The sequence below is a fragment of the Streptomyces sp. HM190 genome (assembly GCF_009857135.1).
Lineage (GTDB): Bacteria > Actinomycetota > Actinomycetes > Streptomycetales > Streptomycetaceae > Streptomyces > Streptomyces heilongjiangensis.
The window spans coordinates 2,524,253-2,546,933 of the sequence record NZ_CP047318.1 but is presented as its reverse complement, the minus strand read 5'-3'; the positions used below and the strand labels follow the sequence as shown (position 1 = coordinate 2,546,933).

Annotated in this window: 23 protein-coding genes; 11 read left to right on the top strand and 12 right to left on the bottom strand. The window is 72.2% G+C overall.

The features are described 5' to 3' along the window. Nucleotides 1-113: 113 nt before the first annotated feature. Nucleotides 114-758 carry an HNH endonuclease family protein gene (locus tag GSY65_RS10630; protein ID WP_159767097.1) on the bottom strand — a complete coding sequence of 215 codons (645 nt, stop codon included), beginning with the start codon at nt 756-758 and terminating at the stop codon, nt 114-116. Nucleotides 759-1,256: 498 nt separating this feature from the next. On the opposite strand from GSY65_RS10630, the gene GSY65_RS10625 reads away from it, so the two are divergent. From GSY65_RS10625 to GSY65_RS10615, 3 genes are all read left to right on the top strand, one after another. After that, nucleotides 1,257-1,844, top strand: a complete 588-nt coding sequence (locus tag GSY65_RS10625; RefSeq protein WP_159767096.1) for a TMEM165/GDT1 family protein — start codon at nt 1,257-1,259, stop codon at nt 1,842-1,844. A 169-nt stretch (nt 1,845-2,013) separates the two neighbouring features. Continuing rightward, nucleotides 2,014-2,679 carry an HAD family hydrolase gene (locus tag GSY65_RS10620; RefSeq protein ID WP_159767095.1) on the top strand — a complete coding sequence of 222 codons (666 nt, stop codon included), beginning with the start codon at nt 2,014-2,016 and terminating at the stop codon, nt 2,677-2,679. 31 nt (nt 2,680-2,710) lie between these two features. Then, nucleotides 2,711-3,232: a hypothetical protein gene (locus GSY65_RS10615; protein ID WP_159767094.1), complete on the top strand. Its 522-nt coding sequence runs from the start codon at nt 2,711-2,713 to the stop codon at nt 3,230-3,232. A gap of 78 nt (nt 3,233-3,310) precedes the next feature. On the opposite strand, the gene GSY65_RS10610 is transcribed toward GSY65_RS10615, so the two are convergent. Together GSY65_RS10610 and GSY65_RS10605 are read right to left on the bottom strand one after the other, a co-directional pair. Continuing rightward, nucleotides 3,311-3,649, bottom strand: coding sequence for an antibiotic biosynthesis monooxygenase family protein (locus GSY65_RS10610; RefSeq protein ID WP_159767093.1), 339 nt, complete (start codon nt 3,647-3,649; stop codon nt 3,311-3,313). A 102-nt stretch (nt 3,650-3,751) separates the two neighbouring features. Beyond that, nucleotides 3,752-4,780: a peptidoglycan-binding domain-containing protein gene (locus tag GSY65_RS10605; RefSeq protein WP_159767092.1), complete on the bottom strand. Its 1,029-nt coding sequence runs from the start codon at nt 4,778-4,780 to the stop codon at nt 3,752-3,754. 520 nt (nt 4,781-5,300) lie between these two features. Here GSY65_RS10605 and GSY65_RS10600 point away from each other — a divergent pair. After that, nucleotides 5,301-7,304 carry a DHA2 family efflux MFS transporter permease subunit gene (locus tag GSY65_RS10600; protein WP_443043205.1) on the top strand — a complete coding sequence of 668 codons (2,004 nt, stop codon included), beginning with the start codon at nt 5,301-5,303 and terminating at the stop codon, nt 7,302-7,304. On the opposite strand, the gene GSY65_RS10595 is transcribed toward GSY65_RS10600, so the two are convergent. Beyond that, nucleotides 7,207-7,824, bottom strand: a complete 618-nt coding sequence (locus GSY65_RS10595) for a GNAT family N-acetyltransferase (protein ID WP_443043204.1) — start codon at nt 7,822-7,824, stop codon at nt 7,207-7,209. The two genes, GSY65_RS10600 and GSY65_RS10595, sit on opposite strands and share 98 nt — an antisense overlap. A 268-nt stretch (nt 7,825-8,092) precedes the next feature. Here GSY65_RS10595 and GSY65_RS10590 point away from each other — a divergent pair, with 268 nt between their 5' ends. Next, on the top strand, nt 8,093-8,815 hold the full coding sequence (locus GSY65_RS10590) for a hypothetical protein (protein ID WP_159767090.1): 723 nt from the start codon (nt 8,093-8,095) through the stop codon (nt 8,813-8,815). A gap of 5 nt (nt 8,816-8,820) precedes the next feature. Continuing rightward, nucleotides 8,821-9,522 (top strand): hypothetical protein, encoded by a 702-nt coding sequence (locus GSY65_RS33700; RefSeq protein ID WP_236579732.1) that lies wholly within the window; start codon nt 8,821-8,823, stop codon nt 9,520-9,522. Between the two features lie 132 nt (nt 9,523-9,654). Here the strand turns inward: GSY65_RS33700 and GSY65_RS10580 are convergent, their stop codons facing one another. Then, a complete protein-coding gene (locus GSY65_RS10580) occupies nt 9,655-10,059 on the bottom strand; it encodes a J-domain-containing protein (RefSeq protein ID WP_159767089.1) in 405 nt (134 codons plus the stop codon). A gap of 118 nt (nt 10,060-10,177) precedes the next feature. Between GSY65_RS10580 and GSY65_RS10575 the strand changes: the two genes are divergently transcribed. After that, nucleotides 10,178-10,573: a hypothetical protein gene (locus tag GSY65_RS10575; RefSeq protein WP_159767088.1), complete on the top strand. Its 396-nt coding sequence runs from the start codon at nt 10,178-10,180 to the stop codon at nt 10,571-10,573. Nucleotides 10,574-10,620: 47 nt separating this feature from the next. On the opposite strand, the gene GSY65_RS10570 is transcribed toward GSY65_RS10575, so the two are convergent. Beyond that, the gene (locus GSY65_RS10570; RefSeq protein ID WP_159767087.1) at nt 10,621-11,292 is read right to left on the bottom strand and encodes an O-methyltransferase; all 672 of its coding nucleotides are present in this window, start codon (nt 11,290-11,292) and stop codon (nt 10,621-10,623) included. A 205-nt stretch (nt 11,293-11,497) separates the two neighbouring features. Continuing rightward, complete coding sequence (locus tag GSY65_RS10565; protein WP_159767086.1) at nt 11,498-12,814, bottom strand: DUF2330 domain-containing protein; 1,317 nt, start codon at nt 12,812-12,814, stop codon at nt 11,498-11,500. A 272-nt stretch (nt 12,815-13,086) separates the two neighbouring features. Between GSY65_RS10565 and GSY65_RS10560 the strand changes: the two genes are divergently transcribed. Next, nucleotides 13,087-15,114: a bifunctional glycosyltransferase 87/phosphatase PAP2 family protein gene (locus GSY65_RS10560; RefSeq protein ID WP_159767085.1), complete on the top strand. Its 2,028-nt coding sequence runs from the start codon at nt 13,087-13,089 to the stop codon at nt 15,112-15,114. 585 nt (nt 15,115-15,699) lie between these two features. Here GSY65_RS10560 and GSY65_RS10555 read toward each other — a convergent pair. Both GSY65_RS10555 and GSY65_RS10550 read right to left on the bottom strand, forming a co-directional pair. Beyond that, nucleotides 15,700-16,935, bottom strand: coding sequence for a cytochrome P450 (locus GSY65_RS10555; RefSeq protein ID WP_159767084.1), 1,236 nt, complete (start codon nt 16,933-16,935; stop codon nt 15,700-15,702). A 134-nt stretch (nt 16,936-17,069) separates the two neighbouring features. Continuing rightward, complete coding sequence (locus GSY65_RS10550; protein WP_159767083.1) at nt 17,070-18,293, bottom strand: esterase/lipase family protein; 1,224 nt, start codon at nt 18,291-18,293, stop codon at nt 17,070-17,072. A 410-nt stretch (nt 18,294-18,703) separates the two neighbouring features. Here GSY65_RS10550 and GSY65_RS10545 point away from each other — a divergent pair, with 410 nt between their 5' ends. After that, entirely contained in the window at nt 18,704-19,873 is a 1,170-nt protein-coding gene (locus GSY65_RS10545; protein WP_159767082.1) for a steroid 3-ketoacyl-CoA thiolase, read from the top strand. Here GSY65_RS10545 and GSY65_RS10540 read toward each other — a convergent pair. After that, the gene (locus tag GSY65_RS10540) at nt 19,857-20,147 is read right to left on the bottom strand and encodes a DUF397 domain-containing protein (RefSeq protein ID WP_159767081.1); all 291 of its coding nucleotides are present in this window, start codon (nt 20,145-20,147) and stop codon (nt 19,857-19,859) included. The two genes, GSY65_RS10545 and GSY65_RS10540, sit on opposite strands and share 17 nt — an antisense overlap. After that, complete coding sequence (locus GSY65_RS10535; RefSeq protein ID WP_159767080.1) at nt 20,107-20,955, bottom strand: helix-turn-helix domain-containing protein; 849 nt, start codon at nt 20,953-20,955, stop codon at nt 20,107-20,109. Before GSY65_RS10535 ends, GSY65_RS10540 begins: the two co-directional genes overlap by 41 nt. Before the next feature lie 93 nt (nt 20,956-21,048). Between GSY65_RS10535 and GSY65_RS10530 the strand changes: the two genes are divergently transcribed. Both GSY65_RS10530 and GSY65_RS10525 read left to right on the top strand, forming a co-directional pair. Beyond that, the gene (locus GSY65_RS10530; RefSeq protein WP_443043203.1) at nt 21,049-21,483 is read left to right on the top strand and encodes an ATP-binding protein; all 435 of its coding nucleotides are present in this window, start codon (nt 21,049-21,051) and stop codon (nt 21,481-21,483) included. Continuing rightward, nucleotides 21,480-21,719 carry a hypothetical protein gene (locus GSY65_RS10525; protein ID WP_159767079.1) on the top strand — a complete coding sequence of 80 codons (240 nt, stop codon included), beginning with the start codon at nt 21,480-21,482 and terminating at the stop codon, nt 21,717-21,719. The genes GSY65_RS10530 and GSY65_RS10525 overlap by 4 nt, the downstream gene beginning before the upstream one ends. Nucleotides 21,720-22,037: 318 nt before the next feature. Here the strand turns inward: GSY65_RS10525 and GSY65_RS10520 are convergent, their stop codons facing one another. Further along, nucleotides 22,038-22,490 (bottom strand): transglycosylase SLT domain-containing protein, encoded by a 453-nt coding sequence (locus GSY65_RS10520; RefSeq protein WP_159775788.1) that lies wholly within the window; start codon nt 22,488-22,490, stop codon nt 22,038-22,040. Between the last annotated feature and the right edge of the window lie 191 nt (nt 22,491-22,681).

Sequence of the window (22,681 nt, the reverse complement as noted above, 5' to 3'; positions counted from 1 at the left end):
GGGGCCCCGGGGACGCGCCGTCCCTCGGGACCACCCTCCTCCGTCGCCCCGTACGGTACGGAACGACGGGGGAGGTCGGGGAGGTTCCGGGCCACCCGAGCGCGTCGGGTGCGTCAGCAGTTGGCGAGGTAGCCGGTGAGGGCGCTCTTCTCGGCGGAGTCCACCGAGAGGTCGTAGTAGTACTTCACCTGGACCCAGGCGCGGACGTACGTGCAGCGGTACGCGGTGCGCGACGGCATCCAGGTGGCGGGGTCCTGGTCGCCCTTGGCCTGGTTCACGTTGTCGGTGACGGCGATGAGCTGCGGGCGGGTCAGGTCGTTGGCGAACTGCTGCCGCAGCGAGCTGCTCCAGTTGTCGGCACCGGAGTCCCACGCCTCGGCCAGCGGCACGAGGTGGTCGATGTCCAGGTCGGAGGCGGCGGTCCAGGTGGCGCCGTCGTAGGGGGAGTACCAGCTGCCGCTGGTGGAGGCGCAGGCGGAGTCGGTGACGACGTTCGACCCGTCCCGCTTGAGGACCGTCTCGCGGGTGTTGCAGGTGCCGCTGATGGTGATCCAGTGGTTGAACAGGTCCCGGCTGTAGCCGGTGCGGTCCTCGGTGGCCACGGTGAGGGTGGCGAGGTAGCTGCGGGCGGTGGCGGCGCTGACCGGGGTGGGGAGGGCGGCGGAGGCGGTGGGGGCGTTGAAGAGCGCGGCGGAGGCTATCAGTCCGCTGAGCGCGGTGAGTATGCCGAACCGTCGACGCGCGTAGAACCTGCGCATGGGAACTCCTTGTGGGGCCGGGGGGTCGGGGGTGCGAGCGATTGAAGGGTCGCGGTGGGGCGTTACCGGCGGATGAGCGTCGGGTGAGAAGTTAATGACGTGCACATGGCACGACAAGGGGTCCGGCCGGGATTGGTGCGCAGGCGCCTCGTGGCTCGGGGGCGCGTGGTACGTCGGCGGGTGCGGGCGCGTGGCGATTTCACGGGCGACCCCCACCCGCCCGCACCCGGGAAGCGGCCCCGGCGGCGCTCCCGCGGAGCGTCGCGTACCATGGACGCCGCAGAAGGGGAGTAGCTCTTCGCCGGACCGTCGACATACTGCTCAGCTCGTCTGAGCCGGCGCCCGGAGGCGGCCCGCGGACAAGGGCCCGCCAGCGAGACCTTCGGCAAGCAGTGCACACCCGTGCGACCCCGCACGGGTGAACGTGTGCTGCCGTGCCGAGGTGTCGCGTCAGCGGACGGTTTCTCTCGGTGGGGCAGCCCGACCGATTGAGGACCCTTGATCAGCTTCAGTGTCACGGCGCTCGTCTTCGGCGTCGTCTTCCTCGCCGAACTCCCCGACAAGACCGCGCTCGCCGGCCTCGTCCTCGGCACCCGCTACCGCGCCTCGTACGTCTTCGCCGGCGTCGCCGCCGCCTTCGCCGTGCACGTCACGCTGGCGGTCGCCGCGGGCAGCGTCCTCACCCTGCTGCCCCAGCAGATCGTGCAGGCGCTGACCGGTGTGCTGTTCCTGGGCGGCGCGGCGGTGCTGCTGATGCAGAAGGGCGGGGACGATGACGGCGAGGAGATCCGCAAGCCCGAGAACCAGAGCTTCTGGAAGGTCTCCGGCGCGGGCTTCATGCTCATCCTCGTCGCCGAGTTCGGCGACCTGACCCAGATCATGACGGCGAACCTCGCCGCGCGGTACGAGTCCCCGCTCTCCGTGGGGCTCGGCGCGGTCCTCGCGCTGTGGGCCGTGGCCGGGCTCGGGATCGTCGGCGGCCGGGCGCTGATGAAGAAGGTGCCGCTGAAGCTGATCACCCAGATCGCCGCCGTGCTGATGGCGGGGCTCGGTGTGTGGAGTCTGTGGGAGGCCGTGACGGGATGACGAAGGGGGTGGCGGTGAGCCCTGTTTGTTTTGTACCGTGGGGAAACAAAGTGGCTCCCGCCCGCATTCCCTGACCGGTGGGCGGGGCCGCCTTGTCCCCCGCAGGGCCGTACCGCCGTCTCACGACCGTCCGGCCCCTTCCCGCGTTCCCGCGCCCTGGAGTCCGCCGATGCCGGCCACGACCGTTCTGACCGCCCGCGCCTTCCTGCTCGACATGGACGGCACCCTCGTCAACTCGGACGCCGCCGTCGAGCGCGTCTGGCGGCGCTGGGCCGAGCGGAACGGGCTCGACGGCACCGAGGTCATGCGGGTGGTCCACGGCCGTCAGGGGTACGCCACGATGGCCGTCCTGCTGCCGGACCGGCCCATGGAGCTGAACCACGCGGACAACGCGCGGATGCTGGAGGAGGAGACCGCGGACGTGGACGGGGTCGTCCCCGTCCCCGGCGCGCCGGAGTTCCTCGCCGCCCTCAACGCCGGCGCGGTACCGCACGCGCTGGTGACCTCCGCGAACGTCCCCCTCTCCACCGCGCGGATGACCGCCGCCGGGCTGGCCCTGCCCGACGTCCGGGTCACCGCCGAGTCCGTCGGCGCGAGCAAGCCCGACCCCGAGGGGTTCCTGAAGGGCGCCGCCGAACTGGGCGTCGCCCCCGAGGACTGCGTCGTCTTCGAGGACTCCGAGGCGGGCATCCTCGCGGGCCGCGCCGCCGGCATGCGCGTCGTCGGCATCGGATCACGCGCGGCCGCCCACGGGCCGGACGTCGTGGTGCCCGATCTGCGCTCCGTACGGGTCGAGACGGACGGCGACGGGCTGGTCCGGCTGCACATCGCCTGAGGGCTGTGGAAGTGCTTCGGGGCCGATCGGCGTGAGTGCGCGGGGGCGGAGTCACAGGTACGTCGGACCGGTTGAGCTGGAGGCCACGGTCCGGCCTGGCGGTGGCGGGTGCCGAATCGGCTCGGCGGCTGACTTCGACCGCTGGATCGCCGAGCGATCGGCAGCCGAACTGAGGGAGCCGTTCACCTTCGTGGTCGGCACCGATGGTGTGCTTCGGCTGGCGCCGCGGCGAAGTGAACACGTGGCTTGTGCGGGCGGGCACATGGTTCTGAGTGCCGGCGAGATCGGCTTCACGCATACGGCAGACCGGTGGGCCGTGGACGAGGTCAGCACCCAGTCCACCGGATACTGTCCGGACGTCACCTCCTGGCCGGCAGTGGCTCAGGCGCTGGACGACGTAGGGCTCGGGCGGCCCTCTGGCTTCACCCATGAGGTGGTGTTCCGGCGGTGCCCCGACTGCCAGGAGCACAACATCGTGCGTGAGAACGACTTCGTCTGCGTCTTCTGTGGCGGCGATCTACCGGAGGCGTGGAACGTGGATCCCACCGTGTGACGCGATACACGGCCTGGAGCCGCGCGCCGCGCCCCGCCCGGCGCATGGTGCGGCGGGCGGGGCGGGGCGTGGTGGCTGTCAGGCTTCGGGGTTCTTCGGGCCCGTCTGCTGGACCACCTCGAAGGACCAGACGGTCGAGGCGGACGCGGCCGGCTTGGGGCGGTCGGCCGGGGGCTGCTCGCCGCCGCCCTGGTGGGCCTGCTTCATCGGCCCCTCCATCCACGCCTCGAAGGACGCCTCGTCGCGCCACCGGGTGTACACGAGGTAGTTGTCGGTGCCGTCGACGGGACGCAGCAGTTCGAACCACTCGAACCCGTCGGAACTCTCCACCGCCCCGGCGCGGGAGGCGAACCGCTTCTCCAGCACCTCGCGCTGCTCGGCAGGGACCGTGAGGACGTTGATCTTGACGATGCTCATGGTGTCATCCTGCATCACGGGTGGACGGGGGGTGTGCCGCCCCCGGCGCGCCCGCGGTGGGGGCGGCCGGGGGTTGTGGGGTGGTCGGTGGGGGCGTGGCGGTCAGGGTTCCTGGGTCTCTGCTTCCAGGCGGGCTCGGGTCGCGAGGCCGTAGACGCCGGGCTCGTCGTCCTTCGAGACGGCCCGGGTGATCTGGTAGTCGATGACGGCCTGTTCGACCTGGCGGTCGAAGTTCTCGTCGATGTCGCCGTTGTAGAGGCCCACCTGGCGCAGCCGGAGCTGGAGTTCGGTGACCTCGGGGTCGTCGTCGCCGAGGCGGAGCGTCTTCGGGGCCTCCAGCTGGCTGTCGCCGTTGTGCGCGTCGTCGGCCGTCGACCTGTCGGTCGCCCGGGCGCTGGGCGACGCCTCGCTGGGGCTGGGCGACGGCGACGCCGACGGTGACGCGGACCCTTTCGAGGCGGAGGGGGACGGGACCCCGGACGGCTTCGACCGCCCCGCACGGCCCGGCGGCGCCGGCGCGGGCGCCCCGCCCGCCGTGGCCTCCTCGGGCGTCTCCACCGGCGTCTTGCCGCCGTCCACCGTGGTGTCCGGCGCGCTCGCCCGTACGTCGTCCGGGAGCGCCCCGTTCCGCTCGGGCGCCTCGTAGGAGAAGAGGCCGCTCATGACGCCGGCCGCCGCCATCACACCGGCCGCAGCCGTGCCCCCGAGGGCGACGATCAGCCCCGTACGGCGGCGACGGGCGGCGGAGCGGGGGCGTGCGGGGGGCGTGGGGCGGGTGTGCGGGGATCCGGGAGAGGGCGCGGGCGGCGGGACCGTGAGCGGCCTGGTGCGGTCGTCGGCCGTCGGTGGGGTCGTGCGCGGGGCCCGGAAGGCCGCCAGAGGCATCGTCGTCGCCTCGGCGGGCTCGGCGGGGTCCGTGGCGCCGGGGTGTCCGTGGTCGTCCCCGGTGCCGCCCAGTTCCACGTACGGGCGGATGCGCAGCGGGTCGAAGTCCTCGGCGGCGGCCGCCTGTGCGGTGCGGGCTTGCAGGAGTGCTTCGGAGGCGCGTCGGCCACAGCCGCAGGACGGGCTTCCGTCCGTGGCCCGGGGAGCGAAGCACTCCGGGCATATGTGACTGGTCGGTTCACTCACGTGTGGTCCCTCCCCGTGAAGACTCCCGAGTTTATGCAAACCGTCGTCACACAACCTCCCGATCGTCACAGGAGTGACGGGCGCCGCAACGGCTCGACAGGCCATAACCGGTCACACCGCCCACGATGGAATGAAAACCGGAGGGATCAGGAAACCGGGGACGCTGTACGGGCCCTCGCCGTACGAGCCCCCGCTGTACGAGGCCCTCGGAGGCGCTCGGGAGGTCCGCATGACCGACGACACCGCGCACGACGACGGCGGCGGCACGCCGGGGCGTGCGGAAAGGCACACGCCGGGGCACGCGGCAGGGCACACGCCGGGGCATGCGGCAGGGCACATGGCGGGGCACACTCCAGGGGGTACGGCAGGGAGTGCTACGGCAGGGAGTGCGGCGGGAGAACCGGAGGGGGAACCGGCGGTCTCCTCGGCGGACGCCGGCGGCGCCCCGGTCCGCGCGGAACCGTCCGGTGCCCGGCGTCGCGCCGCGGGCGGCTCCGCCGAGCACGTGCCCGGCGGGGTCATGGTGTCCATCGGGGCCCTGCTGCTCGGGATGCTGCTGGCCGCGCTGGACCAGACGATCGTGTCGACGGCGCTGCCGACGATCGTGAGCGATCTGGGCGGGCTGGACCATCTGTCGTGGGTCGTGACGGCGTACATGCTGGCCGCGACGGCGGCGACCCCGCTGTGGGGGAAGCTCGGGGACCAGTACGGCCGCAAGCGGCTGTTCCAGACGGCGATCGGGATCTTCCTCGTGGGGTCGGCGCTGTGCGGAGCGGCGCAGGACATGCCCCAGTTGATCGGGTTCCGGGCGCTGCAGGGCCTGGGCGGCGGCGGGTTGATGGTCCTGTCGATGGCGATCGTCGGGGATCTTGTCCCGCCGCGTGAACGGGGGCGCTACCAAGGGCTGTTCGGGGCGGTGTTCGGGGCCACCAGTGTGCTCGGGCCGCTGCTGGGCGGGCTGCTCACCGAGCATCTGAGCTGGCGCTGGGTGTTCTACGTCAACCTGCCGGTCGGGGCGGTCGCGCTGATCGTCATCGCCGCCGTCCTGCACGTCCCCCGCAAGGCCGAGCGGCACGTCATCGACTACCTCGGCACCTTCCTCATCGCCTCCGTCGCCACCTGCCTGGTCCTCGTCGCCTCCCTCGGCGGTACGACCTGGGGCTGGGGGTCGCCGCAGGTCATCGGTCTCGCCGTGCTGGGCGTGGCGCTCGCCGTCGTCTTCGTGGCCGTGGAGCGGCGGGCGGTCGAACCCGTGCTGCCGCTGAAGCTGTTCCGGGTGCGCACGTTCACCCTGTCCGCCGTGATCAGCTTCATCATCGGCTTCGCGATGTTCGGGGCGATGACCTTCCTGCCGACGTTCTTCCAGGTCGTGCGCGGTGTGTCGCCGACGATGTCCGGTGTGCACATGCTGCCGATGGTGTTCGGCCTGCTGCTGTCGTCGACGGTGTCCGGGCAGATCGTCAGCCGTACGGGCCGCTGGAAGGTGTTCCCCGTCGCCGGGACCGCGGTGACGACGCTCGGTCTGCTGCTCCTGCACCAGCTGGACGCGCGCAGCGGTGACGGCGAGGTGGGCGCGTACCTCTTCGTCTTCGGTCTCGGGCTGGGCCTCGTCATGCAGGTGCTCGTGCTGATCGTGCAGAACGCCGTGCCCTACGAGGACCTGGGCGTCGCCACCTCCGGCGCGACCTTCTTCCGGTCCATCGGGGCCGCGTTCGGGGTGGCCGTCTTCGGCACGGTCTTCGCGGCGCACCTCGGGGACAAGCTGGCGAGCGCCCTGGGCGGTGCGCGGCTGCCGGCCGGCGTCAGCGTGGACGGGCTGAAGGCGGACCCGCGTGAGATCGCCCAGCTGCCGTCCTCGCTGCGGCCCGCCGCCCTCGACGCCTACGCCGAGGCCATCACCGACGTCTTCGTCTACGCGGCCCCGGTCGCCCTCCTCGGCTTCGTGCTCGCCTGGTTCCTGCACGAGGACCGGTTGCGCGCCTCGGTGACGGCCCCCGACGGCACGGAGACCTTCGCCAGCAACCCCGTCGAGCGGTCGTCGTACGACGAGGTGTGCCGGGCGCTGTCGCTGCTCGGGTCGAGGGAGGGCCGGCGGGAGATCTACCGGACGATCACCGCGCGGGCCGGTGAGGACCTGCTGCCCGCCGCGAGCTGGCTGCTGCTGCGGATCCGCAGGTACGGCTTGGTCGAGCCCGGGGCGCTCGCCGAGCGCAGCACCGTGCCGCTGGAGGTGATCATGGGCGCCTCGCGGCAGGTCGAGGAGCGCGGGCTCGCCCGCCGTGACGGTCTCGACCTGGTGCTGACCGGCACCGGGCGCGCGGTCGCCGACCGGCTCGCCAAGGCCCGTGAGGAGTCCCTGGCGGAGCTGCTGGGCGACTGGTGGGGGCCCGACCGGCCGACCGACCTGGTCCGTCTGGTCGAGCAGCTCACCGACGAGATGTGCGGTTCGGACGCCGAGTGCCCGCCCGGCCGACGGCCGGTCGGCCGCCCGTCGGAGCCGCCGACCGCACCAGTGTCTTCGTGAACCAGTGGTCCGCGTACGGGTCGTCGTTGTGCGGCTCGCTCTCCTCGTAGCCGAGCCGCGCGTACAGCGCGCGTGCCTCGACGAGGTCGGCGCGGGTGTCGAGGACGATCCGCCGGGCGCCCAGGCGCCGGGCCCGGTCCTCGGCCGCCGTCACGAGCAGCGCGGCGCCGCCCTTGCCGCGGGCATCCGCGCGGAGGTAGACCCGTTTCAGCTCCGCCGTGGCCGGTGCCAGCAGCCGTACGCCCGCGGTGCCGGCCGGCTCGCCGGCGTACCGCGCCACCAGCAGCACCCCGTCCGGCGGCGCGAGACGGTCCCCGGTGTTCGCCGCGATCTCCCGCTCCAGCTCGTCGGGGTCGGTGGGGCGTCCCTCGTGCAGCAGGTACCAGCGGTCGCTGACCTCCGTGTAGTACGCCCGCCAGAGCGCGGCCGCGACGGGCGAGTCGAACGGTTCGGGGGCGATGGACCAGGCGGTCGTCGGGGAGGCCATGGCGGGGATTGTCGGCGATCGGGGGAGACGCATGCGAGCGGGTTTCGCGGGGGCCGGGGGCGGGGCGGACGGTGGACGTCGGGCGGCGGCTCGCGCTGGGCACCGGTGGGCCGTTGTTCCGGTCCGGGGTCAACGGCGGCTGTTTCGGGGTGACTTCGGCCGCCGTGCGGGTCGCGCGGGGAGTCGTGGGCCCGGTCGCGGGCCCGTCGTCGCCGTTTGAACGAAACGGTTCGGGCAACCCGGTGCGAGAGACGGCCCGCCGAGCCGAGAATCCCTGGGCCGACGAACCTGGAAGGCACTCATGTCCACAGGCGTGATCATCGCTTTGATCGTGATCGTGGCGGTCGTGGTCGTTCTCGCGGCCGTCCTCACCCTGCGCGCCCGCGGCGCCTCGAACGGCGGCGGATCGCTGAAGCGGCGTTTCGGACCCGAGTACGACCGGACCGTGGCCCGCCATGACGGCGACGAGCGGGCCGCCGCCCGTGAACTCGCCGAGCGCGTGAAGCGTCACGGCGCCCTGGAGCGCCGGCCGCTGTCGAGCGCGGAGCGCGAACTGTACGAGGCCCGCTGGGCCGCCGCCCAGGAACGCTTCGTCGACTCGCCGCGCGAGGCGGTCGTCGAGGCGGACCGGCTGATCGCCGAACTGGCCGGTGCGCGCGGCTTCCCGGACGGCGGACGCCACGAGACCCAGTTGGAGGCGCTCTCCGTCCACCACGCCCACCACGTGGACGGCTACCGCCGGCTGCACCGCGCGGCACAGGGCGCCGGTTCCCCCGGCACCGCCACGGCCGACGGCCGTTCGGGCGCCGGCACCGAGGAGCTGCGCGAGGCCCTGGTCGAGGGCCGTGCCCTGTTCGAGGACCTGGTGGCACCCGGTCGGCGCGACGCGCGGGCCGACGGTGGCACCGGGACGCCGGCCGACCGTACGGCGGCCGACCGCCGTACGGCCACCGCACCCGCTCGCCCCGACGGCCGGCAGTCTCAGCCGTGGGGCCTGACCAGGCGTCATGCGAAGGGGAGTTGAGGGCGATGACCGAGCACACGACGACAGGTGACGGCGACACCCGGGGACGGCGCGAGCAGCGCCCCGCGGCCACCGGCACCGCCTACACCACGGGCGCCAACCGAACCAGCGGCCCCGGAGTCACGAAGGGCACCATGGATCCCAACCGCACCACCGGACCCGACGACACCACGGGCACGCCCGGTCCCGGCCACACCACCGTTCCCGGCCACACTCCCGGCCCCGCCCACACCCCTGGCCCCGGCGGTACCCCCGCCACCGCCCCCGCCACGGGCACGGGCACGCCGGGCCCGGCCGACGGCAAGGGCGCCACCGGCTCCCGGGGCACCCAAAGCACCCAGGGCACCCGGTCCCCGCTCGTGGCGGGCCACGAGGGCGAGGGCCGCGCCGAAGGCCGGGCGTCCGGTGCCTCCGCCGGTTCCGCCGGGCATCTGCTGCCGAACGAGGAGACCGACAGGCTCAGCCTGCGGCTGCGGCACGCGGTCGGCGGATTCGTCGACGGGCCGCGGTCCGCCGTGGAGGAGGCCGACCACGTCCTGGAGGAGGCGGCCTCCCGCTTCACCGACGCGGTGAACCAGCGGCGCCGCACGCTGCGCGCCACCTGGCAGTCGGGCGGCGGGGAGCGCGGCTCCTCCGCCGACACGGAGCAACTGCGGCTGGCCCTGCGCGACTACCGCGAACTGACCGAACGCCTGCTCCGCCTGTAGCGGCACCCCCGTAGCGGCACCCTCGTAGCGGTGCCCCTGAACGAGGCCGCGCCCCCGGTCGTGCACGGGGACGCGGCCTCCCGCGTGTACGGCCTCCCGCGGGCGCGGCCCATCCGCCGGCGGCCGATGGTGTCAGGGGGTCCGGCGGGCGGCCCGCCACTCCTCCACGATCGCCTCGACGTCGTACGGCTTCAGGCCCAGCGGCGGTCCCGGCGGCGGGCGGAACATCATGGCGCGGATCTTCGCGTTCACATCGGTGATGATCTTCCGCACGGCCCGCTCGGACGGGGCCTGAGCCGCGGCGGCCAGCGCGTCCTCCGCCTCCTTGCGCAGCTCCAGCGCGGGCGGCAGCACGGACAGCCCTTCACGGGCCATCTTCCGCCTGATCCACCACAGTTCGTCGTACGTCGTGTCGTCCCCGTCGAGCGGTCGGCCCGCTCCGGGGAGGTGGGAGAAGTCGCCGCGCGCCTCCGCGTCGCGGATCTGCTTGTCGACGAAGGACTCGAAGCTGACACCCGGTGGCTTTCGCTCGGTCATGCCTCCATTGTGCCGGACCCCTCACAAGCGGACGATCCGGCGATTTATCATGCGGCGGCGGTGCGCCGAGCGCGCCGTGTCCAGCGACAATCGGAGTTTGACCCGTTAGGAGCGGTACGTGCTCGAACTCACCATGGCCTCGGTGTCCGAGGCGGACGCCGGGGCGACGGCCGGCATGCAGATGGCCGACGCGCCCAGCGAGCCGGGCGCCGTGCTCCGGGTGGGCCGGGACCGGGCGGTGTGCCGTCTCGTGACCCCGGACGACTGGCTGTTCGTCTCCCGTGTCCACCTGGAGTTCCTCTGCGGCCCCGACGGCACCTGGCAGGTGACCTGGCTGCGCGGTACGCACGCCGAGCCCTCCTCCGAGGTGCGCCTGGCCCTCCAGGGCCACTCGCCGCAGCCGCTGCCGTACGGCGGCACCGCGAAGCTCCCGCAGGGCGGCTCCGGCGAACTCGTCATCCTCGACCGCACGGGCCCCCGCAGCGTCAACGTCGGGTTCTACCACGAACTCTGAGACCGCCCCCGAGGACGGCGCCGCGGCCCGGCCCCGCCGTCCTCGGGTCAGTCCACGACGCGGGCCAGCGCGAAGCCGTCGTAGCCCTTGGTGCCGACGGTCTGGACGGCCGTGCCGTCCAGCTTCGGGTGGGTGGCGATGAGGTCGATGGCGGCGCGGGTGCCGAGGACGTCCGGGTCGGTGCTGTCGGGGTCGGCGACGCGGCCGCCCCGTACGACGTTGTCGACGATGATCAGGCTGCCCGCGCGGGTCAGGCGCAGCGCCCACTCGACGTAGTGCGGGTTGTTGGCCTTGTCGGCGTCGATGAAGACCAGGTCGAACGGTTCGGGGTTCTCGTCGGCCAGCCTGGGCAGCGAGTCCAGGGCCGCGCCCACCCGTACCTCCACGAGCGCGTCCAGCCCGGCGCGCGCGATGTTGCGGCAGGCGACCTCCGCGTGCCCGGGGTCGTACTCCAGGGAGATCAGCCTGCCGCCGTCGGGCAGCGCGCGGGCCAGCCAGATCGTGCTGTAGCCGCCGAGCGTGCCGATCTCCAGGATGCGGCGGGCGCCCTGCACGCGGGCGAGGAGCTGGAGCAGCTTGCCCTGGTTGGCGGCGACGTTGATGTGCGGGAGCCCGTGGGCCTCGCTGTCGCGCAACGCCGCCTCCAGGGCCGCGTCATTGGGGGAGAGGTGGGTCGTGAAGTAGGTGTCGACGTCGTCCCACGTCTGTGAGCTGCTCATGGACCTGCGCCCTTTCCGACGGTCGGCTTTCCGGCAGCCGGTTTTCCCGAAGCCGGCTTTGCGACAGCTGGTCTTCCTCAAGCCGGCTTTCCCGCAGCCGGCATTCCGACAGCTGGTGAGATCGGCTGACTGGTTGCGCTGACGAATGTAGGCGCAGGTCCCTTCGCTGTCAGGCGTGCCGCGTGCGTGTTCCCGACGTTCGGACTCAGGCGCCCGGACCGGGCTCGTGGTCCGCCGGCGGCTCGGGAGCGGCCGGGGGCACGGGAGTCGCCGGGGGCACGGGCGCGCCGTAGGGCTGGCCGCCCTGCGGGTACCCGGCGTGCGGGCCGCCCGGCGGGACCCAGGGGCCCGGTGCCATCGGGGGCGGCGGCTGCTTGCGGGCGTTGCGGCGGAGCACGATCGCGACGGCCACCGCCTTGACCGCGAGCACGGCCATGCCGAGCCCGAAGGTGAACAGCCAGCCGGGCATGCCGCCCACGGTCCACATCTCGTCCACGTGGATGACCTTTCGATAGGGGTCGTCGGCCGCCGCCCGCCGCAGCGTGTGATCGCCGGAGATCCGCGACGGCCGGGGGAAGTCCTGCTCGACGGCCGTCAGGAAGTCGGTGCCGCCGGCGGTGAGGTCGCCGAGCGCGCCGCCGGCCGTGCCGATGCGGCCCGCGAAGGTGACCCGTGGCTCCTCCCCGCCGATCGCCGAGCCCGGCTCCATCCGGTGTGCGGCGAGGATGTACAGGTCGAGGGCCTGCGGGGTGGTGGCGAGCCTCGACAACCGCATCGGGTACACCGGCGCGTCGCTGGCGAAGGTGAGGTGCAGCGGGTCGAGGGCGCCGCCGAGCGGGACGTCCCCGGCCGTGTCCCGCGGCACCAGCTTGATCGCCACGTACTCCCACTTCTGGCGGACGTACGGTTCCAGCGCGGTGTCCAGCCGGGCGGGCAGCGCGAAGCCGTTGTCGTCGAGCCAGTCGCCGAGGGCCCCGGAGTCGGTGGCGGTCAGCCGGGCCACGTCGAACGGGCCGAGCCGCTCCCTGCCGACGACGTCCACGGCGCCGTCGCCGGGCGCCGCTCCGGCCGCGCCGTCCTCCTCGGACGCGTCGAACGGCCAGTCGCCCGACCGCGGCCAGAAGTACTGCCGTTCGCGGTACTCGGGCGCCGTCTCCTCGGCGAGCCGGTCGAAGAGGGCCGCGTCACCCAGCTCCACCGACGCCCGGTTCGGCACCGGCATGATCCACGCGGCCGTCCGGGCGTCCCCGGCGACCGTCAGACGCATCACGATCTGCTCCTCGCGGCCGTCCCAGCGCACCACGGACGTCTCGCGGCCCACCGACACCCTGTGCCGTCCCTCCGGCACCATCGCCCCGCACCCGCAGGCGTACGCCGGTGCCACCAGCGACGCCAGCTGGAACCCGAGCAGTGCCAGGACGAGGACCGCCAGCCGTCCAGGTGTCCCGCGTGCCGGGCGCGTCCGCCCCCGTGGGAAACCGTTCGTCGTCCACGCCGCTCTCCGTGCCGTCCCCCGTGTCATCCTCCGTCGCCCTTCCCGCCGTACGTCCGTGCGGGGGCCCATGCTTCCAGGTGATTGTCCGGGGCCGGTCACAGCCCCGGCCGGGCTGTGCATCCGTGATCCCGGTCGCGCCCTTGAGTCCTTCGGCCGCCCCGCGCGCACTATCGTCTTCCGGACGAAACACGGGCGGCCGTCAGGTGAAGCCGAGGTTGCCCGCGTCTCATCAGAAGGACCCTGGGGCGGTACGAGGCCCATCCCCGGGACGGCGAACGGGGCGGGAGGGACGACAGGGCGTGGCGAACGCGGAACAGAGCGGACCGGGCGGTGCCGTCGGCACGGGTGCGGCGGCGCCCCGGCTGGGGGCGGTGCGCACCGTGCTCTGGCTGGTCGTGGCGGTCCTCGCGGCGCGACAGATCGCGGTCGTCCTGCGCACGCCGAGGAGCGAGCGGCTGACGGACCTGGAGACCTGGGTCGGACCGGACGGTGTCCTGCACGTCGCGGGCTCGCTGTACGACTCGACGCGGTTCACGGGTACCCCGTTCGGCGGACTCGTCCTCAAGCCCTTCACCCGTGCGGCCGAACAGGCTCTCGGCTGGGGCTGGACCTTCGGCACCCTGTTACTGGTCGTGGCCCTCGGTCTGGTGGCGGCCCGCGCCCTGCCGCAGCCCGTCACCCGTCGAACAGCTCTGCTGGCGGCGCCCGTCGCGGTCACCGTGCTGATGCTGTCGCTGCCGGTCCGCAACGCCCTCCACCTGGGGCAGACCAGCATCATCCCCGTCCTGCTCGTCCTCGCGGGCTGCTTCGCGGTCCGCGGCGAACGCGTCAGCGGTGTCTTCACCGGGATCGCCGCCGCCTTCCAGCCGACGGTGCTGCTGTTCGCGCCGCTGCTGTGGTTCACCGGGCGCCGCCGGGCCGCCGCGAGCACCGGCGTCACCTTCGCCGGCGCCACCGCGCTCGCCTGGGCCGCGATGCCGCACGACTCGTACGCCTACTGGGTGCACCATCTGGCGGGCGTGGGTCTCGGCGGCCGGGCGGACGACCTCGCCAACCAGTCGCTGCACGGGGCGTTGCTGCGGTTCGGCCTCGAAGGCCCGCTGGAGATCGCGGTCTTCCTGGTGCTGGCCGCCGTCGTCGCCGTGCTCGGCGTGCGCCGTGCCATCCACTACGCCCGTGACGGGCAGCTGCTGCTCGCCGTCGCGATCACCGGCTGTGTCGTGGTCGCCGTCTCGCCGACGTCCTGGCAGCACCAGTTGCTGTGGGTGCTGCCGGCGGCGGTCGGCCGGGTCGGCAAGAAGGCCTCGGCGCGGTACGTGTGGCCGGTGGCCGTCGTCCTGGTGATGACGCTGCCCGCGAAGATGATGGTGCCGAACGTCGGCGTCCTGCACCCGGTGCGGGACAACGTCGTCCTGCTGACCGCGCTGGCGTCGGCGCTGGTGGTGCCGTTCCTGTCGCGCACCTCGGCGTACTACCGGCATCCGGTCCCCACCGTGTACGCCCCGAAGGCGGAGACCCGCTTCAGCCGGGCCCCGCTGCTGCGCCGGGTCGCCACCCGCCCCAACCTGCTGCTCGAACTGCTGCTGATCCGCGTCACGTACGCCGCCTACCAGCGCACGCGGCTGGAGGCGGCCGGCAGCCGGGCGGTCGCGGAGGAGCACGCCGGGCAGATCCTCGCGATCGAGAAGGCCCTGTTCCTCGACATCGAGCACGGGGTCAACCACGCGGTGGTGCGCATCGGCTGGCTGCGGAACTTCTTCGACTTCTACTACACGTCGTTCCACTTCGCGGTGCCGCTGACCGTCCTCGGTCTCCTGTACTGGCGCCGTCCCGCCGACTACCGCTGGGCCCGCACCGCCATCGGCCTCACCACGCTCCTCGCGCTCGTCGGGTTCTTCTTCTACCCGCTGGCGCCGCCCCGGCTGATGCCGGGCCTCGGCATCATCGACACCATCCACGGCGTCCAGGACTTCTCCAGGCCGGACTACGGCACGCTGACCCAGCTGACCAACCAGTACGCGGCGATGCCGTCGCTGCACTTCGGCTGGTCCCTGTGGTGCGGGCTCACCATCGCGATCGTCGCGCCCCGGTGGTGGATGAAGGCCCTCGGTCTGCTGCACCCGGCGTTCACGGTCGCGGCGATCGTCGCGACCGGCAACCACTGGGTGCTCGACGCGGTCGGCGGGGCCGCCGTCGTCGGCGCGGGCTTCGCCCTCACCTACGTCCTGACGGGGCCACGGGCGCAGCCGGGCAAGGACGACGGGACGACGGACGACGAGGTCCCGCGGACCGCCGCGAGCGGCCCACGGGACCCCGTCCGCGGTTGACCGCCGGCCGGTCCGCAGGGCGTCCAGGGACGCCCCGTCCGCGCGAGACGAAACGGGGGAAGGACCGCTCGACCTCCCCAGGTCATGGTCCTTCCCCAGCCAGCTCGACCCGATTACCCCGTCCGGCCGGGGCCATGCCTGCGCATCGACCTCTCTTTTCCCGGCGTGAGGGCCACCCGGCCGTCACGAGGGTTCCTTCGGTGAGTGACGCATGAACGGGCGGGAGCCGGCGCCGCGCCGGACGGGCCGGGCCCGGTGAACGAGGCACGCCGTCGCCCGTCCTCCGGTGACGGGGGCGAGGGTGGTGACGGCGGCGGTGTACGCAGGTTCAGGCAGCCGGGAACCGAGGCAACAGCGCCCGCCGCGCCGGGACAGGGGGACCGTCCCACCTCCGATGAGCCGGGCGAACGGGCAGCCGTCGGGATGCGCTCGGGACGCGCGGGCGCGGGTGCGGGCGCTTGCACGGACACGGGTGCGGGCGCGGGGGACGGGCCGACGGCGCCGGGAGGCCGTCGGCCCGAGTCGGGGGCGGGGGTGTCGGTCCGCGTCGGGGCGGAGGGGGCGGCCCGTGCCGACCCGAAGGCGTCAGTCCGCGCTGACCCGGAGGTGCTTGACCCCGTTGATCCAGGCCGAGCGCAGCCGGTCCGGGGCGCCCACGAGCCGCAGGTTCGGCAGGGCGTCGGCGATCGCCTGGAAGATGAGGTCGATCTCCAGCACCGCCAGGGACTTGCCGAGGCAGAAGTGCGGGCCGCCGCCACCGAATCCCAGATGGGGGTTCGGGTCGCGGGTGATGTCGAAGGTGTCGGGGTTCTCGAACACTTCCGGGTCGTGGTTGGCGGAGGCGTAGAAGATGCCGACGCGGTCGCCCTTCCTGATCCGCTTGCCGCCGAGTTCGGTGTCCTGGGTGGCGGTCCGCTGGAAGGAGTTGACGGGCGTGGCCCAGCGGACGATCTCCTCGGCCGCCGTCGCCGGGCGCTCCCGCTTGAACAGCTCCCACTGGTCGGGGTGGGTGAGGAAGGCGTGCATGCCGTGGGTGATGGCGTTGCGGGTGGTCTCGTTGCCCGCGACCGCCAGCATCAGCACGAAGAACCCGAACTCGTCCGAGGCCAGGCTCCCCTCGTCCTCGGCGGCGACCAGGGTGCTGACGATGTCCCTGGCCGGGCACTGCTTGCGGTCGGCGGCCATGTTCATGGCGTACGAGATGAGTTCGGTGGCCGACTCCTGGCCGACCTCCTCGGTGATGGCGTACTCCGGGTCGTCGTAGGAGATCATCCGGTTCGACCACTCGAAGATCTTCGCCCGGTCGTCCTGCGGGATGCCGATCAGCTCCGCTATGGCCTGCAGGGGCAGTTCGCAGGCGACCTGGGTGACGAAGTCGAAGGGGCCGGGCTGGGCGAGCGCCTCGCGCGCGATGGACCGGGCCCGCTCGCGCAGGTTGTCCTCCAGGGCGCGGATCGCCCGCGGGGTGAAGACCCGCTGGACGATCTGCCGTACCCGGGTGTGCTCCGGGGGGTCCATGTTCAGCAGGATCAGCCGCTGCGCGTCGATGGCGTCCCGCTCGATGTGCTCGTTGAACCGGATGATCGCGGTGTTCAGGAACGACGAGTACAACTCGGGGTGTGTGGAGACGTACTTGACGTCCGCGTGCCGGGTGACGGCCCAGTAGCCCTCGTCCCCGAAGCCCGCGAGGCCCGGTGTCTGCGGGACCCAGTGGACCGGTTCCGTACGGCGCAGCTCGGCGAACTCGGGGAGGGGGACACGGCGGTGGAGCAGATCCGGGTCGGTGAGGTCGAACCCGTCGGGCAGCGCTGGACAGGGCATGGTCGACTCCCGTCGCTCAGACGGTCTCCGACGGACCGGTGCTGACGGCCCATCAGTTATCCGGGTCGCCGTGACCGTAGTAACGCGTTCTGCAAGTCGCAAGGGCTACGGCGACCCGAATCCGTCGGGGCGGGTCAGTCGGGCAGCCGGTCCAGCAGCCACGCGCCGAGCTCCGGGGTGATCTCGGTGTGCGCCGTCGTGATCGAGGAGCAGATGAAGTCGTCGACCTCGGCGTCGTCCGGGGGCAGGTCGTCGATGGCCGCGTACAGGTCCTTCTGGTGGTCGAGGTCGCGGACCGCGATCGCGCTGACCGAGGGGACGAAGCACACGTGCTCGTGCCGCAGGTCGATGCCGGCGCCGAACTTGCGCAGCATGTCGGCGAGGATGCCGTACGAGCGGAGGGTGCCGCCGGGGGCGCCGTCGAACTCGGGGAAGTCGCTGGTCAGCACCATCTTCTCGGCCTGCGGGAACCGTCGTTTCAGCTCGGCGACGATGACGTCCACGCCCTGCGCCTGGGTGTGGAAGGCCGTCCCCGGGTAGATCCGCTCGACCTTCAGCGCGGTCTCCCCGGGCGGGATCGCGGGGCCCGTGCCGTCGCCCCGGCCGTTGGCGAGCGCCAGCTTCCTCGGGATGGCGGGCCATCCGCCGACCTGCGACAGCTCGTTGAGGAACCGCGTGCGCTCGGGGGCGATCGCGGTGTCGCCGGTCTCCGGGTTGTGGTGCCGCCAGAGCATCTGCCGGGCGGCCGGGCTGTTCATCTGCCGAGCGAAGGGGTTCGGCACCGGGATGAAGTGCGAGAACGCCTGGAGGCCGACGGGGACGACGGCGCCGCGGTGCGGGGTGTCGTAGGAGAAGTACACGGCGGTGCGGTGGTCCATCCGCATCGTTTCCATTTTCGCGAGGGCGTAGCGGGTGACCAGGCCGCCCATGCTGAAGCCGCCGACCGCCAGCCGCGCGTCCCCCAGTTGCTGGGCGATGGTCCGCTGGACGGCTGCCATCGCCGCCTGCGCGTTGTCCAGGATCGAGGCGCTGCGCTCCTCGAAGCCGATGAGGATGACGGTGTGGCCCCGGCGACGCATCTCGCTCAGCAGGGGAAAGGCGCCGCCGTCGAGACCGGTGTACAGCCACGTCAGATTGCTGCGGCCGGAGTTGAACCCGTCGGCCAGCACCACGGGGCGGAAGACCCCCTGCTGGTGCTCGCCGTAGAAGACGTGCGCGAAGCCCTTCGGCAGGTCCCACCGCTCGTCCGGCTCGGGGACCGTGTACGCCAGGGGCGCCGTCGGTTCGGCGCTCACGGGGGTGGCGAGGGTGAACTCCCCGACGCTCTGCTCCGCCTGCTCGTGCTGTTGCTCGGACAACGTGGTTCGTCTCCTTCCGCGCGCACGGCACAGCAGCCCGTCGGACGGGCTGGCGGACTGTGCGGGTGGCGCGTCCTCATCGCAGCAGTGCCACCGGGGGTCCGCCACGCGACACCGGGCGCTTCATCCGTACGAAGGGAGTGGGAGTGAGGAGCGGTTACCTCAGCGGGGTCACCCCTGTGGCCCAGTGGCGCGCCGTGAGCGCGGGGATGACCACGCCTTCCGGGGCGCGTGGTGCGCCCGCGTGCGGTGGAATCCGCCCGCGGATCGCGTGCGCGCCGTGCACGACCCTTGCGGCGATGTGTGTCACGTCGGCACGCTGTCAGGAGAACTAGAACGCGTACTAGTTCTGCGTGGCGGGCCGGGCCGGGACGCCCCGCGCCGCGCGGGTAACCGTTGAGAGGATCCCCATGGCCGCGGAACCCGTGATCGTCGAAGCCGTACGCACCCCCATCGGCAGGCGCGGTGGCGCGCTCGCCAACCTGCACCCCGCCTACCTGCTGGGCGAGACCTACCGTGAACTCCTCGGCCGTACCGGCATTCCCGCCGACTGCGTCGAGCAGATCGTCGGCGGCACGGTCACCCACGCCGGCGAGCAGTCCATGAACCCCGCGCGCACGGCCTGGCTGACCATGGGCCTGCCGTACGAGACGGCCGCGACGACCGTCGACTGCCAGTGCGGCTCCTCGCAGCAGGCGTCGCACATGGTGGCCAACATGGTCGCGGCCGGGGTCGTCGACGTCGGTATCAGCTGCGGTGTCGAGGCGATGTCCCGTGTGCCGCTCGGGTCGGGCTCCAAGCACGGCCCCGGCAAGCCGTTCCCCGACGAGTGGAACGTCGACCTCCCCAACCAGTTCGAGGCGGCCGAACGGATCGCCCGCCACCGGGACCTGACACGGGAGGACGTCGACGCGCTCGGCCTGCTCTCGCAGGAGCGGGCCGCCGTCGCGTGGGCCGAGGAACGCTTCAAGAAGGAGACGTTCGCGGTTCAGGTTCCCACGACCGAGGAGGAGCAGGCCGCCGGGCAGGGCATGTGGCGCCTCGTGGACCGCGACGAGGGCCTCCGGGACACCTCCGCGGAGGCGCTGGCCCGCCTGAAACCGATCATGCCGACCGCCGTGCACACCGCCGGCAACTCCTCGCAGATCAGCGACGGCGCGGCGGCGATCATGTGGGCGTCGAAGCGGATGGCGCGGGCGCTGAAGCTACGGCCGAGGGCCCGGATCGTCGCCCAGGCCCTCGTGGGCTCCGACCCGCACTTCCACCTCGACGGCCCGATCGACGCGACGAGGGCGGTGCTGGGCAAGGCCGGGATGTCGCTCCGCGACATCGACCTCGTCGAGATCAACGAGGCGTTCGCGTCCGTGGTGTTGAGCTGGGCGCGGGTCTTCGAGCAGGACCTGGGGAAGGTCAACGTGAACGGCGGCGCGATCGCGCTGGGTCACCCGGTGGGCGCGACGGGAGCACGGCTCATCACAACGGCGCTGCACGAACTGGAGCGCACGGACAAGGAGTTCGCCCTGGTGACGATGTGCGCCGGGGGCGGACTCGCCACCGGGACGATCATCCAGCGGTTGTAGCGGCCCAGCCGACGAAGGTGACGAACGCGGCGGGGCCCAGGGAGAGATGGGGGCCCGCCGGGTTCTTGGAATCGCGGAGGAGGAGGGTGGGGGCGGGGGAGGAGGCGGGGAGTGTGGCGATCTCTACACAATCACCGCCCTGGTCGCTGCTGTACGACGACTTGCGCCAGGTGAGGGGGCCGAGGAGGGTGCACTCCAAGCACTGGCCGCCTTCGTCGCCGCTGTAGCTGGACTTACGCCATTGGGTCGCTGTCGGCACCACGTTGCTCTCCATAGCGTTCCTCCATCACATGCCGGATCAGCTCCGCCGATTCTTTGAGGGAGAGAGCGGCGGCTCGGAGATGATCGTATCGGAGCGAGCACTTCTTGACGGTGGCTCGGTTCGCGGTCGGATGTCCGCTGCCATAGCCCTCGGTGTAAACGATGGCCGGGTCCTGCTCGAAGCGATAGAGGTCGAATGAGCCTTGGAGCGCTGTGTGCGCTCCAGCCTTGAAGGGCAGCACTTGGACGTTGATCCGTGGGTTGACCTCCAAGGCCAACAGTTTCAGCAGTTGACCTCGCATGACGTCCGCCCCGCCGATCTCCTGGTACAGCGCGGCCTCGCTGAGGATCGCCCAGTAGACAGGTGGCTCTTCCTTCTCGAAGATGCGCTGCCGTGCCAGCCGTGCGGCGACGCGGTCATCCACGTTGGTGGCGTCGAGGCTGCCGAGCACGGCCTTCGCGTATGCCTTGGTCTGAAGTAGGCCGAGAACCATGTGAATCTGGAATGAGCAGATCTCGGAGGCCCGTGCTTCAAGCTCCGCCACGTGTTGGAAGTAGGCCGGAAGCTGACTGCGCATCACCAGTGTGACGAGGCGGGACAGCAAGCCTCCCGTATCCAACGCCACATCCGCCCGCTCGCTGAACTCCGGCGTCGGCACCTTCCTCGCCGTCTCGATCTGCCCCACCAGCGACGAGGTGTAGCCCAGGATGTCGCCCAACTGCCGCTGTGTCAGGCCCGCGGCCTCCCGGCAGCGACGCAACTCGTAGCCGTAGTAGTCGAGCGGTGAGGCACCGGGGTCGAGGGTGTTGATCTGGGTCATGGCGCTGTCCCCTCGTTGAAGCTTGAACTCACTGTTGAACGGGTTGTGCCCGTTCTGTCGCCGACAGTAGTTGCGCCAGGTCACCCTTGTGGTGTGAACGGACACATTCCCCCCATCGTGCTGGGCGCTCCTCCCGCCCAGCACCGGATGTGCTTCACCGTCGGTGAGCACTCCGCGCATCACATCCGCCGCATCGTCCGCTCCTACCTCGACGAGTGGGAGATGCCGGAACTGACCGACGCGGTGGAACTCGGGGTCACGGAGCTGCTCGCCAACGTCGTGCGGCACGTCCCGGACCGCCGCTGCACCCTGCTGTTGCTGCGCTCGCCGGGCGGCGTCCGGGTGGAGGTGACGGACGGGTCCGCCCGGCTCCCCGTCCTGCGCACCGACACGTCGCCGTACGCGGACGGCGGCCGGGGTCTCGTGCTGCTCGACGCCGTGGCGGACACGTGGGGCGTCGGCAGGTGGAGCGACGGCAAGACCGTCTGGTTCGAGTGCCGGGGCGGCGGACAGGAGCGGTCCGCGTGAGCGGCACGGTGGGGCGCCCGGCGTACCGGCCCCGCGCGCGGGCGGACGGCGCGTACCGGGGACCGCTGGTGGTCGTGGGCCTGGACGTCCTGCACCGGCCCGTCCTCTACCGCGGTGACCGGTACGACTGGGAGGCGTTCGTGCGGGCCGGCGGGAAGGAACCCGCGCGGGGTGACTGCATCTGCCCGGCGCTGGGACACCGTCTCGCGGAGGGCCTGCCGTACCCGTATCCGTAGGCGCGGCGGCGGTCGGGCGGGGCGTGCTCAGCGCCCGGACTCCAGGGAGGTCGCGAGGTGTTCCGCAGCCTTCCTCGGAGGCGGTCGGTCTCGTGGAGCGGAATGTAGGTGGTGAGGGTTGCTCAGGGTGCCGCGGAATCCACGCAACCGCAGCGGTGTCTCAACTGGGCAGCTTCCGTGCGACGATTTCGACCTTCCTGGTGGCCTGGCGGATGGCCGCGTCGTCCCTGGGCGAAGGCGGCGGCCCCCGGGGATCGGGGGGCCGCCGCCTTCGGCTGCGATCCGGCTGCTCGCGCGTGGCGCGTTACTGCCGGTGCCTCAGTACCAGTTGTTGGCCTGCCAGAAGTTCCACGCGCCACACGGGCTGCCGTAGCGGTCCTTCATGTAGTCCAGGCCCCACTTGATCTGCGTGGCGGCGTTGGTCTTCCAGTCGGAACCGGCGGAGGCCATCTTCGAACCGGGGAGCGCCTGGACCAGGCCGTAGGCACCGGAGGACGCGTTCGTCGCGTTGACGTTCCAGTCGCTCTCGTGGTCGACGATCTTGGAGAAGCAGCTGTACTGAGCGGGGTTCGCGATCATCTTCTTCGCGGTCGCCTGGGCCTTCGCGGCCTGCGAGGGCGCGGCCTGCGCGGGCGCGGCGGCGAACAGCGCACCGGCGGTGGCGGCGACGACGGCGGTGCCGGCGAGAGCCTTCTTCGGGGAGGCGATGCGGCGGAGAAGGGTGCGAGTCACGGGGAACCTTTTCTTCGGGGGCGCGGACGTCGCGGGCATGCCGTCACCGCGTGCGCTGCGGTGGGGGCGTACGTCGGCGCCGAGCCCGTGGGGGTGGCCGGCGCCGTGCGACTCGTCCACACAAGCAGCCGGGGAGAGCTGTCCGCAAACACCCCTTTTGCTAGTTGTGGCCGTAGGTGAGCGCGGGGCCCGCTCTGTGATGTGGCTCTCAATCCGCAGGTCAGAGGCCC

What these genes read in the sequence shown, in the direction of transcription:
- GSY65_RS10590 (WP_159767090.1), top strand. Translation starts at nt 8,093, where the DNA reads ATGTCCACAGGCGTGATCATCGCTTTGATCGTGATCGTGGCGGTCGTG.
- GSY65_RS10600 (WP_443043205.1), top strand. Translation starts at nt 5,301, where the DNA reads ATGGTGTCCATCGGGGCCCTGCTGCTCGGGATGCTGCTGGCCGCGCTG.
- GSY65_RS10545 (WP_159767082.1), top strand. Translation starts at nt 18,704, where the DNA reads ATGGCCGCGGAACCCGTGATCGTCGAAGCCGTACGCACCCCCATCGGC.
- GSY65_RS10580 (WP_159767089.1), bottom strand. Translation starts at nt 10,059, where the DNA reads ATGACCGAGCGAAAGCCACCGGGTGTCAGCTTCGAGTCCTTCGTCGAC.
- GSY65_RS10535 (WP_159767080.1), bottom strand. Translation starts at nt 20,955, where the DNA reads ATGACCCAGATCAACACCCTCGACCCCGGTGCCTCACCGCTCGACTAC.
- GSY65_RS10555 (WP_159767084.1), bottom strand. Translation starts at nt 16,935, where the DNA reads ATGCCCTGTCCAGCGCTGCCCGACGGGTTCGACCTCACCGACCCGGAT.
- GSY65_RS10630 (WP_159767097.1), bottom strand. Translation starts at nt 758, where the DNA reads ATGCGCAGGTTCTACGCGCGTCGACGGTTCGGCATACTCACCGCGCTC.
- GSY65_RS10565 (WP_159767086.1), bottom strand. Translation starts at nt 12,814, where the DNA reads ATGACACGGGGGACGGCACGGAGAGCGGCGTGGACGACGAACGGTTTC.
- GSY65_RS10610 (WP_159767093.1), bottom strand. Translation starts at nt 3,649, where the DNA reads ATGAGCATCGTCAAGATCAACGTCCTCACGGTCCCTGCCGAGCAGCGC.
- GSY65_RS10520 (WP_159775788.1), bottom strand. Translation starts at nt 22,490, where the DNA reads ATGCCCGCGACGTCCGCGCCCCCGAAGAAAAGGTTCCCCGTGACTCGC.
- GSY65_RS10540 (WP_159767081.1), bottom strand. Translation starts at nt 20,147, where the DNA reads ATGGAGAGCAACGTGGTGCCGACAGCGACCCAATGGCGTAAGTCCAGC.
- GSY65_RS10595 (WP_443043204.1), bottom strand. Translation starts at nt 7,824, where the DNA reads ATGCGTCTCCCCCGATCGCCGACAATCCCCGCCATGGCCTCCCCGACG.
- GSY65_RS10570 (WP_159767087.1), bottom strand. Translation starts at nt 11,292, where the DNA reads ATGAGCAGCTCACAGACGTGGGACGACGTCGACACCTACTTCACGACC.
- GSY65_RS33700 (WP_236579732.1), top strand. Translation starts at nt 8,821, where the DNA reads ATGACCGAGCACACGACGACAGGTGACGGCGACACCCGGGGACGGCGC.
- GSY65_RS10620 (WP_159767095.1), top strand. Translation starts at nt 2,014, where the DNA reads ATGCCGGCCACGACCGTTCTGACCGCCCGCGCCTTCCTGCTCGACATG.